The sequence below is a fragment of the Paraburkholderia nodosa DSM 21604 genome (genome assembly GCF_000519185.1).
In the GTDB taxonomy this organism is placed as follows: Bacteria; Pseudomonadota; Gammaproteobacteria; order Burkholderiales; family Burkholderiaceae; genus Paraburkholderia; species Paraburkholderia nodosa.
Genome location: NZ_JAFA01000053.1, coordinates 19148 through 34594 on the forward strand (window position 1 = coordinate 19148; position 15447 = coordinate 34594).

The window sequence follows — 15447 nt, forward strand, 5'->3', positions numbered from 1 at the left end:
TGGAACTCAGACGCTTACGTGCCGGGTCGGAATCGGCAGTTATCCCCTTCGCGCGTCGTGTCCACCCGCATGACGCGCCTTTTCCCTTCTGTTTTTCTTCCTGCGGGTCGTTTCAATCTTTGACGCAGTGGCAAAAGCGCGAATTTGTCGCGCGCCGGTCTCACAGTACCGATCCATCTGACCAGACTGCGAGCATCCGGCTGCGCGCGACTACTTTGGGACATTCGACGAAGTACTCAATTTCGTCGACAACTCAAAGACATTATGTATTTGCAAAGTACCCAGCTTACGTGGAGACCTCCCTGTGCGTATGTACCTTTCGTCCTTCGATGTGGGCGCCAGACCAGAACAACTTGTAAGCCCGTCCGGGGTGAATCACCACGCCGCACGCTGATGCGTACCCGCGATTGCGGGGGTGATTGTCGGCGTGATTTTTCTGGATCTGCCTGGAGCGTGACGCTCCTCACTCACCCCGGATTGCGCTCAATCCTGATCAGGTGAAAGGCCTGCCTTAACTCAAACCCAAGGCGTTCATACAAACCGATTGCAGCTTGATTGTCACTGCGGACATGCAGGAACGCCGTATCCCCGCGTGCCTCGATATCCCTGCGCAGGACATTCACAAGTCGCACTGCAAAGCCCTTGCCGCGATGCTCGTTATGCACGCAAACCGCGCTTATCTCGACGTAACCGTCGATGTGCATGCGCTCACCTGCCATTGCGATGAGCTGTCCTCGCTCGCGGATTCCGATGTAGTTGCCCGTCTCGTGCGTGCGCCTGGAGAAAGGACCAGGTTTGGTCATTGTTGCGAGGTCGAGCATATCCTGGGCGTCGAGATGGCTCAGGCGGAGCACCGCCGGATCATGCGTGCTGTCGGGCACACGACTCGCGGCCACCATTTGATGGAGTATGCCAACCTGGTCGGCTTGCAGTCCCTGGACCGGTTCTATGGGATCGAGTGTCATCAATCTCGCCTGCTCGCCGGGCTGCAGAAGCCCGTGAAGCTCATGCCAGGCCATCGCCGTGTCCGACACGACGTCTGCAAACGGAGCGATGTCCGGACGATAGCGACGCGCAAACGAACCGCCTTGCCGCAGATGCCCATGCCGGGTCGTCAACGCCGACCAGATGGGGGTGTCGAGGATATGTCGGGACGGGTAATTCATATCGATTCCTTGTGCGAGCGTTACGTCTTTGAGGATGCCGTTAGCGCCGGGCAGGAGCGGCCGTTCCGGCAGCTGCTCAAAGCTCGTCAAACGGGTTTCGTTGGTGAGTAATGTATGTGCCGCGTCTTCGCTGTACCATTGCGATAAATGTCAACTTTGATAGCGTTTACGCCATGAAGCTGAGCGTCCTGGCCCTCGATAACGTGTTCGATACCGGCCTGACTGCAGTACTGAATGCCTTCAACACTGCGAACGAGCTGGCGGCGCAGCAAGATCCGCATGCGCAGCCTTTCGATGTTTGTGTGGTGGGAATGAAGCGTCAGGTGCGCACGGCGCTCGGGATGCGGATGTCGGTTCAGGCGACGAGCGCCGCCGACGGGTCCGACTGGATCATCTTGCCTGGGCTGAGCACGAAGCAGCCCGAGCAGCTGGTGCCGGCCCTTGGGCGGCGCGACGTCGTCGACGCCATGGCCCGATTGCGTGCCTGGCATGCCGGTGGCTCGCGCATTGCGGCGTCATGCATCAGCACGTTCGTGCTGGCGGAATCGCAGCTGCTGCAGGACCACGATGCCACGACGACATGGTGGCTCAGTCCCCTGTTTCGCCAGCGCTATCCGGACGTACGTCTCGACGAATCGAGAATGCTGGTTCCCTCGGGCGATTTCGTCACAGCGGGAGCCGCAATGGGGCATCTCGACCTCGCACTGTGGTTGATACGTCAGTCGAGCCCCGAGCTTTCCGCTCTCGTCGCGCGTTATATGCTGGTAGACAGGCGGCCGTCGCAGGCGCCGTATATGATCCCGGAGCACCTGGCGCGCGCGGATCCACTTGTCGAACGGTTCGAGCGCTGGGCCCGTTCGCGGCTAGCAGAAGGCTTTTCGCTGGAATCGGCGGCCGACGCTCTGGCGACGAGCAAGCGAACCCTGCAGCGTCGTATCGAGTCGGTGCTCGGCAAATCGCCTCTGTCGTACTTTCAGGATTTGCGCGTCGAGCGTGCGCTTTACCTGATTCAGACAACTCACCTGGATATCGAGGCGATCGCCGCTGAGGTCGGCTACGCCGATGGCGTGACGCTGCGTACACTGCTTCGCAGACGCCTCGGACGAGGCGTGCGTGAATTGCGCCGCGATGCGCGCTGAACGCAAGTACAGCGCCAGGCCGTGGGCAATATCAACTCGACATTGCGTTTGCGCCGCACTCCAGATGACGACTCGACTGGATCCGTTTGAAGTGTCCGGAGATTTGGATTGTCAGTGTCACTGCTGGCGACCTATGCTTTTTTTTGTGACAGTGCGCGCCCGAGACGCACTCGGCGTGCGACTCTATGCGCCCAGGAGCGGTCACTGGAAGTCGCGACAGGAATCCTGCGACAATCAGCCAACATTCGAATAGGGAGAGCGTCGAAAATGCTGATTGCCTTCGGAGGACTACCAGGCACCGGAAAAACAACCATAGCGCAAACACTTGCTCGCAAACTCACCGCGGTCTATCTGCGCATTGATACGTTGGAACAGGCATTTATCGAGGCCGGGAGCGAAGCGGCGGATATCGGACCTGCCGGATATCTGGCCGGATATGCAGTTGCGAAAGATAATTTGCGCCTTGGTTTGACCGTCGTCGCCGACTCGGTCAACTCGTTGCGTATGACGCGTAGCGCCTGGAGAAGTGTCGCGCTCGAAGCAGGTGTGCGGATCTTCGAGATTGAGTTGATTTGTTCTGATACGACGGCGCACCGTTCGAGGGTCGAGGGACGACGAGCAGATATTCCGGGCCACAAGCTGCCGACGTGGAAGAGCGTGCTTGAACGCCAATATGATGCATGGGAATCTGAGCATCTCGTTGTCGACACGGCCAACGTTTCGGTCGAGCAGGCCGTCGAAACTATCATCCGTCGCCTTTCGATGTCATCTCCAGAGAGTCGATTGCTCCCCTCCCCAACGTAGAAAGCGGTCATGTGGATCTATACTGGGGCACCTGGAGGCGCCAATGACTAATCAAGACAGACTGCATCCGCTACGTCCTCTCCTGAAGAATTGGGTTTGGGAGCATGGCCGAATCGGCACTCGATATCTGGACTGCACCGATGGCGAAATCAAGTTTGACGACGGCAAGAAGTCGCGCTTCGCGGCCGAAGAATACATTTACGTGCCGCTCGACAAGGATGCTCACGACGATGCGCCTGTGGAAGGCCCTGCGATCCAGGAGGCGGGGCTTGCCCGGTTTTTGAGGGCAGCGCAGTCAGGCAGGCCCGAGGAAGCCGGCACTATCGTAGAGGTCCAGCGCGCAGTGCAGGACTGCATGGAACTCGGCCTGTTCAGCGCATATCAGTTGAGTGCCCAGGCGGCGGCCGCACGCTATGCGCAAGAACCCATGTTCGAGGATGAAATCCGCGCTGCAGTTGTCGACGATATCCGGCGTATCTACGCGGGCATGCGCGAGCAATTGGCGCTGTACGATTTCAGTGTGCTTTACGGCTTGCCCACGCCCCTGCTCATCAGCGAGGCGCCGTTCATCGACTGGCGCACGCGCGCTAGTCCGGCCCTGCCGTTTGTCTCGCTTCCTCTTGGGCCATACTGCCTGCTGGTGGGTGCGCCATCGGGCAGGAGTAGCCGAATTGGCCCCGTGGTCTGGAAGTCTGCCGCGGCAATGGGCCCGTTGAAGGACCACAACCGCCAAATCGCGGAGCACGCACGGTTGTGGCTGGTGGCGACCACTGACGACCAACTCGTCGCGGTACAAAGCCGCTTTGCTGAGGCCAGGGGCCCCAAGCCAGAGGATGCGGGGCCTTGACTGAAGTCGGCGGGAAACGCGCGGCGGGCAGCGGCCGAATCATGAGAGGTAGGCGCTTGTGTCGTAAGCGGGGCCGGGACCGCCTGAGTGTTCGTGCTGGCCGAGCTCCTGCGATGCGGCAACGTCTCTGTGCGGCCATGAGCGGTCGTTGGAACAGTGCTCATAGATCGGCGACAATCGGACATTCTGGAAAGCCATTCTTTCAACTGCGCTGATGTCCTGTCCACTGCGTGCTGAATGTGCAGGCTCGCCGTTCTGTTCACCTTCTCGAAGTAACAGCGGGCTACTTGACCGCGCTTACGCGACAAAGCCTTCCAGACCTTCAAGGACGTAGGGCCGGAGACACATCGAACCAGTTCGCCACATCATGACCGCAACAAGAAGCCTGGCGCTCATTCTGGCATGCGTGTTTGCCTCTTCTCAGCAAGGCCACGCGCAATGTGTCGACCTGGTCGCCAGTCTTGACGACGGTCAGTTGATGCAGTCGCGGATTGCGCTGGTCGACCGTGCCACGCCTACCGAACAGATCCGCATCCTCGCCTACATCTTCGAAATCGATCAGACCGGCGGCCTGCTGTTGCGTCATCTGGTCGAGGCGGCGCGCCGAGGCGTGCCGGTCAAGCTGCTGATCGACGGCATCGGCCCCGAGCCGCACTACCCGTTCGAGGACGAGTTCATCGTCGCCCTGCACGAGGTGGCTCCCGGCATTGAACTCCGAATCTTCCATCCACGATCCGATCTCGTCGAGATTTCGCATCGCATGCACGACAAACTGTTCCTGGTTGGCGACACGGCCGTGATCGGCAGTACCTCGATCTGGGATGCGAGCTTCCGCAACTGGCTCAGCGAGCGAGATCTGATGGTGTCGGGCGACGCCGGCCAGGATGCTTCCTCCCTGCACGCGATGTACCAGCATTTCGCCCTGTTCTGGAATAGCCCGGAAGTGGTTCGCCCCGAGCCGGAAAAATTCCTCAAAGTCGCAAGTCCTTATCGCGTCTCGGAGGGTTATGCGACGCTGGACCCGGCGCGCATCCATTATTGGCGCGAATGGCTGCTGGCTCCGCTCGATGCTGCAGCCCAGGCGACAGACCTGGCCGCTACCGATACACCAACTGCCTCCGATACGCCCAATGATCCCGCCGCTCCGCCCGCTCCCGGGGCGTATTTTGATCCCGCCTGGATGCCGATCGCCTGCGAGCGCCTGCACTATGTCCACGACTGGCCCGACAAGCGCTCGCCAGGCACGTTGCAGGACATGCTACAAGCGTTCGATACGGCGCAGCACGAAATCCTGATCATCAACCCCTACCTGATCCTGGTGCCGGAACTGCGCGAGGCGCTTGAGCGCAAGCGGCGCGAAGGTGTCCACGTGATCCTGGTGAGCGCCTCGCTGGCGAGCATCACGCAGGAATTCCCCGCCGTCGGGCGCGCCTATGCCGACGATCTGCCCGGCTTGGTGAATGCCGGGATCGAGGTGCGCGAATATTCCGACCAGGAGAACCGCATGATGCACGCCAAGCTGGTCCTCATCGACGGCCATCGATATTATCTCGGCAGTTTCAACTTCGATTCGCTGTCGGCCCGCCTGAATACCGAAAACGGCCTGTGGATAGATATCCCTGAGGACGGGCTCGATCCCTTGCAGGACAGCGTGGCGTACTTCCTGCGCAACTCAAGTTCGGTGAGCGACGCCAATGGCCGCCTTCTGGCGGATCCCGATGCGCGCTGCCGGGCCGCCGGCTGCGGCGGTGCCTGGTGGTGGGTGACGATGCTATTCAGGAACTTCCTCTGAGCGCGGCGTGCCCTGTCGCTAAACTACGTGGCCAGTTCGGGTCGCCGTCCGCACTGTGTCGCGCAGTAGTCGGCCATGAACAGACTTCGATAGAGCACGAGCGACTGGCCGCTCTCCTCGGACCTTACGACACTCGAACCGGCACCAAACTGCCCAGAAAAATAGAAACGCTCGATCCCGGACGCAGCAAGCCGGTTTGAGAACCGGCTGAGCACGAGTTAGTGGGCCTTCAAGAATGTGGCAATCAGCTCGGCGATCTCCTGCGGCGCATCCTCGAGGCTGTAGTGGCCAACTCCCGCGAGCCGGTGAATCGGCGCCATGGGAAAGATTTCGCTGAACAGCGGCAGAAAGTGTTCAGCTGCCAGCGTGCGATCGGCCTCGCCCCAAATGGCGAGCGCCGGCTTTGAACGGATCGTGTCGAGTGCCATCGCGTGTGGCACTTCGAAACGATGTGCCCCGACCGCGAAGCCCTTTGCCCAACCAATCGCACCGGCACTGTCAGTTGGCATGGCGAAACGCGAGCCATAGGCACGCAGCCACGTATCGTTAATACGCGCGTGGTTTTCGAAGCCGTTTAGCTTCAAGGTACTCAAGATATTGAAGCCGAGTTCGTCTAGCACGGGTTCGAGACGGCGTTGCGAATGGGCGCGGAGGACCCACTGGAACCATGGCGAGACTGCGGCATTCGCGTTCAGCCGGTCGAATAACGTGCTTTGACCAAACGGCGTCGGGCCGTTCGTGCTGACGATTCGGCGAATGCGGCCGGGATGCCGTGCGGCGAGTCCCATGCCAACGGGTCCGCCGAAGTCGTGCATGACGAGAGTGATGTCGTTTAAATCCAGGTCAAGCACGAGCTTTTCAAGGTTGTCGATATGATCCTGCAGCCAGTACGTCCGATGTTCCGGCGTCTCGCTCTTGCCGAATCCCATGTGGTCGGGCGCGATCACACGGTAGTTGCCCGAGAGTGCCGCGATCAGATCACGAAACAGGTAGCCCCACGTCGGTTCCCCATGAATGCACAGGACGACCTCGCCATCAGCGGGTCCTTCGTCTACGTAATGCATGCGAAAGCCGGCGACCTCGCTGAAGCGCGGCGCAAACGGAAACGTTCCGTCAAACGTGTCATTCGATGGTGTCATATTTTGGTTCCCTGACGAATGGAGCGGCGGACAATCCGGCCGGTCGAAAGAGGTTAAACTTTGACATCGCTGTCAAGGTCAAGCGCATCTTTCGGGAGTTGTCATGCGTATCGGAGAGCTGGCTCGCCGCATCGGCGTCAGTGAGCGGATGCTGCGGTATTACGAACACGAAGGTTTGCTCAATCCGAAGAGGAGCGATTCGGGCTACCGCGATTACGGCCCCGACGAAGTGGACGCCGCACAGCGCATCCGCATGCTCAGCGCTGCAGGATTGAAGATCAGCAGTATCCGGCTGTTGTTGCCTTGCGTGCTCGGCGAAAAACCTGTGTTTCATCCATGCGTTCAAGCGCGCGCGTTGCTGCGCGGCGAAGTCGAAAAGCTCGACGTTCGGCTGCGCGAACTCAGTGAAACGCGAGAAGTCGTTGTCAGACTGCTCAATGCGATCGACACCAACGAGACATTGCCGCTCTAACAACTGGGTGCGTTTGAGTATTCACGCATCGCCGCTGGACGACGCCCATCAAGTTGACGTGTTGCGATAGAGAGTGGAGGCGAATGCTTCGGATCATCCCTCAAGAAATATTTCCACGAACGACCGCAATAGTTCGTGTTAGAGGCGCTCGCAAATAGCCGTCCGAGGACTGAGAAAGGTCGATGTCTGCCGGCCGCATCGCGCAGCAATCGGCACGTTCCGACCTTCAGTGCGCTCGCTTAATTTGCCGACGCCAGGCGAAAAGCATCGACGGCCCACAATGCGTCGGCCTGGAGAAGCGGCTGTGAACGCACGAGCCAATCGGCAAGCGACGTCAGGCTGATTCCTGGCCGCACAGGGTCGCCGAACGATTCCGAAACGAACGGCACATCGTCTTCTGGACGACGAACGATCTGAACGATGTGGGTGACACCGCGAACCCGTGGATGGTTTGCCGCCCAACCTGGCGCTCCCATCTTCAACCCGATGGTGGCGCATCGAGGAAGGCTGCATGCATTGATCTCGGATCCCGCAAGAGTATATCCCGTCCGAACCGCGATTTCCTGAATGATGCGATCCGAGCACGCTTGCATAGTTCGAATATGAGTATCACTAAACATGATATGGCCAGCCGCATTATTCTCCGCGCACATGGCTTGGGTAAGCAGCAGGCCAGTCCACCCGGAACAGTCGATGACTGGAGGGTTCTCCAACAGCCCTTCGACCTTTGCGCCCCGCCGGTATCCGACTCGCCCTGTATAGCGTTGCACGAGCCGCCACATCGCGGTCTCCGCTGCCGATAGTGTCATGATGACCATTGGTGAGTGTCAGTTGTCCGACCCCGGACGGCGAAATCGGGAGCGTGCGATTTCTGCAATCGCAGTGATCTCAATCATCAATTCCAGACGGTACAGGCGCTCGACCTGAACGGTAGTCGTAACCGGATAAGGTGCATCGAAGAATTCACTTCGAATGTCTCCAGCAGCCATGAATGCGTCGATATCCGTCGCGTAGTGAACGAGGGAAATCACGTCAGTCATTTGCCCTCCCATCGCCGCCATCACGTCGCGAATATTTTCGAGGACTTTGCGCACCTGTACTCGCATGTCGTTGGGTCCAACGACTCGCCCTTCCCGGTCGAGCGATACCTGGCCCTTCAAATGAACCACGTGGCCGTCGCCCTGAATAACCGCCATCGAGAACGCACCGAACGGCGACCAGACATCTGGAAGATTCACTGCATCTACCATTTGCGGACTCCTGTAGTCAGTTAGCTCCCGATTATGCGCTTGCCCACCAGCCTGCATCGACGATATCGGGTGATCGATGCCCTTGCTGTCGTACCAGGCCGCACGTTGGGCGCCGCCTGCGCGGCGCCCAACGTATTCAAGGCGCTGCCGCGATACCGAACACGTGCAACTTGCCTTCGCTGGACTGTCTCGGCAATGTGACGCTCGCCACCAGCTTGCCGGGTGTCAGCGGCACCGACTGCGCAAACAGATAGGTCTTGACGCCGTCGGTCGAACCGCTGCCGGCATTGCGATACGCGGTGGTCAACGCGATAGGGTCCACCGGAGCCGCGCCGCCGCCATTGAGGGTCCAGTCGTCGAAGGCAAGCGTGAACGGCGTGGTCGTGCCGTCGGCATAGGTCACGAGCGCGGCGCCCGATCCGGGGCCGTTGTTGGCCGAACCCAGCAGAACCAGCGAATGACCGGTCGTGCCGGGCGGCATCGCAATCGTCTGTCCTACCGCGACCGCGTTGTCGAGCGGTCCACCGGACAGAACGAAGCTTGCTCCGCCGACGACGAACGGTTTGCCCGGCGCCGCGCCGGCCGCCGCCAAGGCAGTCGACGAGTAGCTGAACAGAGAGCCGTCGAAGTCCGAACCGAGGCCGTCGGTGTCGGTGCTGCCGTCGGCACTGATGCCGTGATTGTTGAAAGCATCCGCCACGTTACGTGCGACCGGCACCCCATAGGTCGGAGGCGCCTCGGCCGGGTTCGAGCCCCACTGCGAAGGTGACGAACCCATCGCAAAGTTCAGCGTCGCGCCGTCGGCGAGTGCGTCAACGTCCAGCCAGGAACTATTGTGAGCCCTGCCATTGACGGTGAGCCCCTGCACATAATTCGCGCTGGGCGCGCCGGGTGCATTGATGCGCAACGTCTTGCCGTTCCCGAGATGAACGACTATCGAGGAAAATTGCGGGCTGCCGATCGCAAAACCCCCGACACCCGGGATCTCCGGATAGAGGCCTAGCGCGCCCCACACATACCAGCCCGACACGGCGCCCAGGTCGTCATTGCCGGGCAAACCGTTCGGCCCCGTGCCAAAGGCGCTCGCCATGATCTGCTGGACGACATTCTGCGTACCCGACGGCGAACCCGCCCAGTTATACAACCAGGGCACCTCGAAGGTCGGCTCGTTGCCCATATAGAAATTGGGCAGCGTCGTACCCGCGTTCAGCACGGTAAAGAACGTGTTCAGCCGCGACACCACCGCCGTATTTCCGCCAAGTTGTGCGAACAGCCCGGTCGGGTTGAACGGCACCATCCATGTGTACTGCTCAGCGTTGCCCTCCACGTAGTTGTCGGTGCTGCCCTGGTTCTCCGGAATCCACGTGCCGTCGGAGTTGCGTGCGGCGATCAGAGGCGGCGTCAAGGAAGTGTTGAGCAGGTTCTGCCAGTAGGCCGAGCGGCTACGAAGCATTTTCCGGATCGCCGTGTTGCCCAGTGCACCGGCAAACTGCGAGATCGCGAAATCGCTGCTGCCGTACTCCAGCGTGGACGAAGCCTGCCCCCATTCACCGTTCGTGATGTAGCCGAACTGTAGATAGCTGGCGCGCCCGCCATTGGTCGTCACGCCGTTGCACGCGGTGCCGGGAATGTTGGCCATCTGGATCATATGGCTCAAGGCGCCCGCAGTATCGAACTTGCGCGCACCGAAAGCATATGCGCCCGCCACGATAATCGAGCCGGCGTCGCCCGGCATCACGCCGTCTTCGACGTTGTCGTTCACCCAATGCGGAATTGCCCCGCACTGATCCGCATCGTTGACGAGCGACTGCGCCATATCGCTCGTTTCCTCAGGAAATAGCGTGGCTTTGAGCGGTATCAGCGAACGATAGATGTCCCACCCCGAAAAGCTGGTGTACTGCGCAGCATGGCCAGCGCTGACCTGATGAACCTTCTGGTCGAAGCCGATATATTGACCGTTCACATCGCTGAATACGCTCGGTGCCCATGATGCGTGATAGAAAGCCGTATAGAACTTCGTCAACGCTGTGGTATCGCTACTGCTTACCTGAATGGTGTTGAGGCGCTGATTCCATATCGCATCGGCAACCTTCCTGACACCGTCAAAATCCCAGGAGGGGTTTTCTTCCTGGAGATTGTTTTTGGCGTTTGCGATGCTCACATATGAAATACCGATCTTCATCATGACAGTGGCGCCTTTGCCGAAATTCATCACGGCAACGCCATTGTTGAAGGATGAAGTCTTTACAAATGGCTGACTGAACTCCGCATAAAAGTACACCGGGACATTCGTTGAATTACCGCAAAAATGGCCACCCGTGGTGCTGCCCGAAATGGTTCTCGCGTCGACCTGCGTGACCGAGCCGGCTACGCTGGTCTGCGTGTTTGTATACGTCGTGTTGAGCACGAGCGTCGAAGGCTGATTGTCAGGATAGGTGAAGCGACCAAAGCCGGTACGCAGGGTTGCAGTCAACTCGACCTTAACCTGGTTATCGAGCACTACGGAATAGGCTCCCGCTACTGACTTCTCGTTGGTATGGCTAAACGTCTGCGTGAGCGGCCTGGTGGCATCGAGCGTCGGCATGACGGGGAATTCGCCGTCATTTCCGGAACAACCGGCGCCGCTCATATGGGTGAGACTGAAACTCTGGATCGAGCCGATGTCGTAGTAGTAACCGGCCGGCGAACCGGGCTCCGCGCTGTTCGAGGGAGCCGAGGTGGTATTCGTATCGGGTGCCCACTGCACCATGCCGTTCGGCAGTCCCGCTGCCGGCACCACACTGCCGGCCTGCCCTGCTGGCACGGGGTTCGGAGAGTTGCTGGCCAACGTGCCGATCAACGGGTTGACATACCGCGTCAATTGCATGGTGCCATGATCTGAAGCGGGAATTTGCCCGGCCGCGGCGACAGCCGCGTTGGCACTGCTGGAACCGGCACTGGAACTACCCTGAGTTGCACCCTGAAGCTGGTCAGCCGCGACAGCGGCGGAGCCGGACTGGCCTGGACTACCTCCTCCACAACCCGCCAAAGAACCAATGATGATCATGGCGGCCGCAAGACGGCGTAAATCTATCATGGCTGTCTCCTGAGTATTACTACGCGTATCTGGTTTTGTTTAGTTATCCTGTTTATCCAGGTAGCATGTGGTATCTGGCTCGAAGTCATGCTATACGAGACATTTGAATGGCGTCAATTGATTATCTATTGGTGTTTTGTGTTTATCAGAAATTACTAAACAAGCGAACTCCTGACGCAACTTCGCATGTTAGGCGCTTCGCATAATCGGTCCAACATGTACGAGCATGTTTACGGCGAAGACGACTGAGTTCACGCGTGTCAGATTTTCATGCAGGCGCGCAATTGCGCTAAAAGTGCCCGAACCGGTTATTCGGATCGCATGAACGAACTCGGCTGGACGAGGTGCAAATCGATCAGGCTGCTGCCATCGAGCAGGAACGACCGATGCGTACCGTTTTTATCCGCCCACAGGTAGGAGCGAGCGCATGATTGAAGCTACTGATTTTCTGGCCATGACAGCTGCCTTACGCGACGGTTATCGCAATGAGGTCGTCACGACGGTCAACAATCACGACATTCACGTCAGCGTGATGGAAGTGCCGTTCTTCTGGCATTTCCATCCCGATTCCGATGAGACGTTCATCGGAATCGAAGGCGTATTGATCATTGATTTTGAAGAAGGGGCAACGGAGTTGCGCGCGGGTCAGCTGCTGACCGTCCCCGCAGGCGTGCGCCACCGCACTCGTCCTGGCGGCGCACGCTCGATCAACCTGACGGTGGAAAAAGCCAATGCCACGACGATCCGCTGTGACGCTCCCCGGGAAGGGTGACTACATTGCCGCTCAAACGACGGAGCAATCGAGGCCTGCTCGTTGTCCGGCGCCGTAAACGGCATCGCGCAAATCGATTGTGTATTGGCCATTCATGCCCTCGTACAGCGTGTTCGACAGCGAGACGACCGTCAGTCCACGTGCGCGGTCGACGAACCACGAGTGGCCGTAAACTCCGCCCCAGCGCCACGTCCCTGGCGATTCCGGCGATGCCGCTGCGCGGGGATCCCGCAGCACCGAAAAGCCGATCCCGAAGCCAACGCCGGGCCTGTCCGGCAAATCGAAGGCGCCGGTCTGCACGCGCCCCATCTCGTCCACGAGCGCAGATGGAAGCAATGCCCCACCGCCCGCGCGCAGCGTGTCCAGCACATTCAGCACGTCGCCCGCGGTGCCCACCATGCCGGCGCCACCAGATGCGAAAGCATGCGCGTCGAGCGCGCGAGCCGTTGAATACGTCACCCCAACCGTTCCTTCCACTACAGGCACGGTCTCGTTCTCGGCAAGCCTGTGCGGCTGTGGCGTGTCGTTCACGTACGGTGTCGCGAGCCTCGCGGGATCGAGCGCGACGAATGCCGTGTCGCGGGCGCCAAGCGGACGAAGCACCAGCGCACTGACTGCATCGGCGAGCGGCATGCCACAGACGGCCTCGATCAGCGCGCCCGTCACGTCAAGCGCGACTGAATAGTTCCAGCTCGTTCCGGGCGCATATAGCAGAGGCGCGCTCGCGATCCGGCGTACGTTTTCGCCTAGCGTAATGGCTGTCCCGTCGAGCCCATCCGATACAGCGGCGAGCGCATAGGGTCCGTTCGCGTCGGCTTCCGCAAAGCGGTAACCAAGGCCCGCGCTATGCGTAAGCAGCTGACGCACCGTGATCACGGGCACGCGGCCGTCAGGGAGCGCCGGGCGGAAATCGGGCAGCCAGCGGGTGACATCATCGTCGAGCGACAGCTTGCGTTGCGCCACGAGCACCATTGCAGCCGTCGAGACGATCGGCTTCGTCACCGACGCGAGCCTGAACAGCGTGTCCTCGCGCATCGGCGCGCGCGATTCGCGGTCCGCGAATCCGGCCGCGCAGTGATAGACGAGCCGCCCATCGCGCGCGACCAACACTACGGCACCGACGAGACTCTGCGCGGCGATCGCCCGCGAAAGCACCGCATCGACACGCTCGGCGGGCGCGGCATCGGTGGACGGTTGCAATGACGATGCTGGACTGAGCGGCATAGACGGCTCCTTCGTGATAGGTCTAGCCGTTATCTTAGGAGAATCCGGTTCGCGATCGCGATCAACCCATGCGCGGGAAAGGACATTCGGTGGTTTGCATGCTCGGCAGGCGAATGCTGTCATTTGTACTTCGGCTCCGCGCCACGCTGAACGTCCGCCCAGGGTCGACTACGGTCGGACCCATCAGGCGTATCCGATGGGGCCGATCAAGCAGTTTTACAGGACTGCCAGGTAATACGCAGCGCCAGTAACGGGCGTTGCACTAGCGGCAAGCACCCGCGCCATCGCGCCTCACACGCCCAGCAGGTCCTGAAGCCGCTGAATGACGTCCGGCCATCCCTTGCCCATACCCTGGAAGGCTGCCTTGCCGAGCGGTGAATCGAGATCGAAGCCCTTGTGCTCGAGTGACAGGCGGGTACCGCTTCCTTCGGCTGCGAGCCGCCAGGTGATCGTCGTGTTCAACGTGCCGGGTGCGAACGAATAGGACAGCAGCCGTTCATGCTCGACGGCGACGACCTCACAGGGCTGCAGGCCCCACGGCCCCATATCCAGCGTGAAGCGATGCCCGACGACCGCGCGAACATCGCCAGCCGCCCACCATCTGGCGTGAATGGCAGGGTCGGTCAGGGCAGTCCAGACCCTAGTCTGCTGTCAGCCGGCCCATCAGTCGACTTCGAGATTCCTGTCATCCCTCAACCCTGCAGAAAGTAGACCCAGTCATGCCAGTACGCGCAGTCGCGCGGCTCCGGTTCCTCTTCGATCAGGGGACACGTGCTGCCATCAAGCCAGTGTCCAAAGTGCGTGCGGACTGGCTCCGGAATTTCGCGCAATCTGACGTATCGGGTGCCCCCAACTGCGGTATGCACCGGCACCTCCGGCAGCTGCGGACGCGACGGCAACTCCTCGGCATTGCCTCCCAGTGCCACGGCGATGCTGCGGGCAACGAGGTCCCAGACAGTTGCCGACCAACGCGGATAGGCCCGCACGTGCCCGGTGCCAACACGACCCACGCCGGCCTCGTCGAGTCGCGCTTCATAGTCCGCGTGCACGCCATCGGCGACGCGACAGATGTCAGCCGTGGCGATCACCCGCTTGTCCGATTCCCGGCCGCTGGGCCACAGTTCAACCGTCACTCTCAGCATGGATTTCCCAAATCGCAGTGAACGGGCCGGGCGGACGCGTGGCCGGCCCGTGTTTCGATCAGGGTCACTCATGCCCCCCGCCTGGTTTGCGAAGGGCGCGTCCCACCGCGGGTTTCGCTGGTTGACCACGAGGCGAGCGTCATCGTCAGGAACACCGATCCCCGCGCGTGCCAAAGACCAGTTCGCTGACTAGTTCGAGTCTGCCGCCGGAAGCCGGCGCCGGGCGGGTGCAAGGCATCAGGCCACCTGCGTCAGTTGCGTACCAGAAACAACTCGAACCCGTAGCAGGGTCATCCATACGCCAAAGGCCGGTTACCTGACACAGTTGCGCCGCGTCGTCATCGTCCGCGGGATCGAGCACATACACAGTGAATGTCCCGGGCTCTAGCTCAGCTGCGGCTTCGACCAACGCCTCGGGGCCGCCGACGAGCCAGCCTTCCGGAAGGTCGGGTCTGGTACGCAGGTTCCGGGAAGGGATGACCAGGAAACTGGACGTCTCACCCGTCCACGCCAGGAACCGCCAGGCCTTCCACGACGGTACTTCCCGTACTCCCCTCCTGGGGTGGGTTTCCTCCCAGTCAGTTTGCGTCACCAGCATCCATCTTCCTTACTTCAAATTGCTGT

At 60.4% G+C, this 15447-nt stretch carries 13 protein-coding genes and 1 pseudogene; 6 read left to right on the forward strand and 8 right to left on the reverse strand.

The genetic code is table 11. The annotated features are described in order from the left end of the window. Positions 1–467 precede the first annotated feature (467 nt). Positions 468–1256, reverse strand: coding sequence for a GNAT family N-acetyltransferase (locus A3CW_RS0140095; protein ID WP_322787987.1), 789 nt, complete (start codon positions 1254–1256; stop codon positions 468–470). Between the two features lie 83 nt (positions 1257–1339). Here A3CW_RS0140095 and A3CW_RS0140100 point away from each other — a divergent pair, with 83 nt between their 5' ends. From A3CW_RS0140100 to A3CW_RS0140115, 4 genes are all read left to right on the forward strand, one after another. Next, positions 1340–2305, forward strand: coding sequence for a GlxA family transcriptional regulator (locus tag A3CW_RS0140100; protein ID WP_028208560.1), 966 nt, complete (start codon positions 1340–1342; stop codon positions 2303–2305). A 267-nt stretch (positions 2306–2572) separates the two neighbouring features. Further along, a complete protein-coding gene (locus tag A3CW_RS0140105; protein WP_035515372.1) occupies positions 2573–3109 on the forward strand; it encodes an AAA family ATPase in 537 nt (178 codons plus the stop codon). Positions 3110–3152: 43 nt separating this feature from the next. Beyond that, positions 3153–3956, forward strand: coding sequence for a hypothetical protein (locus tag A3CW_RS0140110; RefSeq protein ID WP_028208562.1), 804 nt, complete (start codon positions 3153–3155; stop codon positions 3954–3956). A gap of 367 nt (positions 3957–4323) precedes the next feature. Next, a complete protein-coding gene (locus A3CW_RS0140115; protein WP_245623860.1) occupies positions 4324–5748 on the forward strand; it encodes a phospholipase D-like domain-containing protein in 1425 nt (474 codons plus the stop codon). Between the two features lie 218 nt (positions 5749–5966). On the opposite strand, the gene A3CW_RS0140120 is transcribed toward A3CW_RS0140115, so the two are convergent. Then, positions 5967–6887 carry an alpha/beta fold hydrolase gene (locus A3CW_RS0140120; protein WP_028208564.1) on the reverse strand — a complete coding sequence of 307 codons (921 nt, stop codon included), beginning with the start codon at positions 6885–6887 and terminating at the stop codon, positions 5967–5969. Between the two features lie 103 nt (positions 6888–6990). Here A3CW_RS0140120 and A3CW_RS49200 point away from each other — a divergent pair, with 103 nt between their 5' ends. Then, positions 6991–7359 carry a MerR family transcriptional regulator gene (locus A3CW_RS49200; protein WP_035515375.1) on the forward strand — a complete coding sequence of 123 codons (369 nt, stop codon included), beginning with the start codon at positions 6991–6993 and terminating at the stop codon, positions 7357–7359. Positions 7360–7598: 239 nt separating this feature from the next. Here the strand turns inward: A3CW_RS49200 and A3CW_RS52820 are convergent, their stop codons facing one another. The 3 genes from A3CW_RS52820 to A3CW_RS0140140 form a co-directional block, all read right to left on the reverse strand. After that, the gene (locus A3CW_RS52820) at positions 7599–8177 is read right to left on the reverse strand and encodes a hypothetical protein (protein WP_028208565.1); all 579 of its coding nucleotides are present in this window, start codon (positions 8175–8177) and stop codon (positions 7599–7601) included. Between the two features lie 9 nt (positions 8178–8186). Beyond that, positions 8187–8609: a RidA family protein gene (locus tag A3CW_RS0140135; protein WP_028208566.1), complete on the reverse strand. Its 423-nt coding sequence runs from the start codon at positions 8607–8609 to the stop codon at positions 8187–8189. A 136-nt stretch (positions 8610–8745) separates the two neighbouring features. Beyond that, positions 8746–11685, reverse strand: a complete 2940-nt coding sequence (locus A3CW_RS0140140) for a GH92 family glycosyl hydrolase (RefSeq protein WP_028208567.1) — start codon at positions 11683–11685, stop codon at positions 8746–8748. A gap of 427 nt (positions 11686–12112) precedes the next feature. Here A3CW_RS0140140 and A3CW_RS0140145 point away from each other — a divergent pair, with 427 nt between their 5' ends. After that, the gene (locus A3CW_RS0140145) at positions 12113–12457 is read left to right on the forward strand and encodes a cupin domain-containing protein (protein WP_028208568.1); all 345 of its coding nucleotides are present in this window, start codon (positions 12113–12115) and stop codon (positions 12455–12457) included. Between the two features lie 12 nt (positions 12458–12469). Here the strand turns inward: A3CW_RS0140145 and A3CW_RS0140150 are convergent, their stop codons facing one another. From A3CW_RS0140150 to A3CW_RS0140160, 3 genes and pseudogenes are all read right to left on the reverse strand, one after another. Next, entirely contained in the window at positions 12470–13681 is a 1212-nt protein-coding gene (locus tag A3CW_RS0140150; protein ID WP_051482039.1) for a serine hydrolase domain-containing protein, read from the reverse strand. A 291-nt stretch (positions 13682–13972) separates the two neighbouring features. Then, positions 13973–14323, reverse strand: a pseudogene (locus A3CW_RS49205) (SRPBCC family protein); the annotation flags it as partial. Between the two features lie 50 nt (positions 14324–14373). Next, a complete protein-coding gene (locus tag A3CW_RS0140160) occupies positions 14374–14823 on the reverse strand; it encodes a hypothetical protein (RefSeq protein ID WP_028208570.1) in 450 nt (149 codons plus the stop codon). Positions 14824–15447 lie beyond the last annotated feature (624 nt).

Excerpts from the sequence above, each read along its gene's own strand:
- A3CW_RS0140145 (WP_028208568.1), top strand. The coding sequence starts at position 12,113 with ATGATTGAAGCTACTGATTTTCTGGCCATGACAGCTGCCTTACGCGAC.
- A3CW_RS49200 (WP_035515375.1), top strand. The coding sequence starts at position 6,991 with ATGCGTATCGGAGAGCTGGCTCGCCGCATCGGCGTCAGTGAGCGGATG.
- A3CW_RS52820 (WP_028208565.1), bottom strand. The coding sequence starts at position 8,177 with ATGGTCATCATGACACTATCGGCAGCGGAGACCGCGATGTGGCGGCTC.
- A3CW_RS0140115 (WP_245623860.1), top strand. The coding sequence starts at position 4,324 with ATGACCGCAACAAGAAGCCTGGCGCTCATTCTGGCATGCGTGTTTGCC.
- A3CW_RS0140100 (WP_028208560.1), top strand. The coding sequence starts at position 1,340 with ATGAAGCTGAGCGTCCTGGCCCTCGATAACGTGTTCGATACCGGCCTG.
- A3CW_RS0140135 (WP_028208566.1), bottom strand. The coding sequence starts at position 8,609 with ATGGTAGATGCAGTGAATCTTCCAGATGTCTGGTCGCCGTTCGGTGCG.
- A3CW_RS0140105 (WP_035515372.1), top strand. The coding sequence starts at position 2,573 with ATGCTGATTGCCTTCGGAGGACTACCAGGCACCGGAAAAACAACCATA.
- A3CW_RS0140150 (WP_051482039.1), bottom strand. The coding sequence starts at position 13,681 with ATGCCGCTCAGTCCAGCATCGTCATTGCAACCGTCCACCGATGCCGCG.
- A3CW_RS0140160 (WP_028208570.1), bottom strand. The coding sequence starts at position 14,823 with ATGCTGAGAGTGACGGTTGAACTGTGGCCCAGCGGCCGGGAATCGGAC.
- A3CW_RS0140140 (WP_028208567.1), bottom strand. The coding sequence starts at position 11,685 with ATGATAGATTTACGCCGTCTTGCGGCCGCCATGATCATCATTGGTTCT.
- A3CW_RS0140120 (WP_028208564.1), bottom strand. The coding sequence starts at position 6,887 with ATGACACCATCGAATGACACGTTTGACGGAACGTTTCCGTTTGCGCCG.
- A3CW_RS0140110 (WP_028208562.1), top strand. The coding sequence starts at position 3,153 with ATGACTAATCAAGACAGACTGCATCCGCTACGTCCTCTCCTGAAGAAT.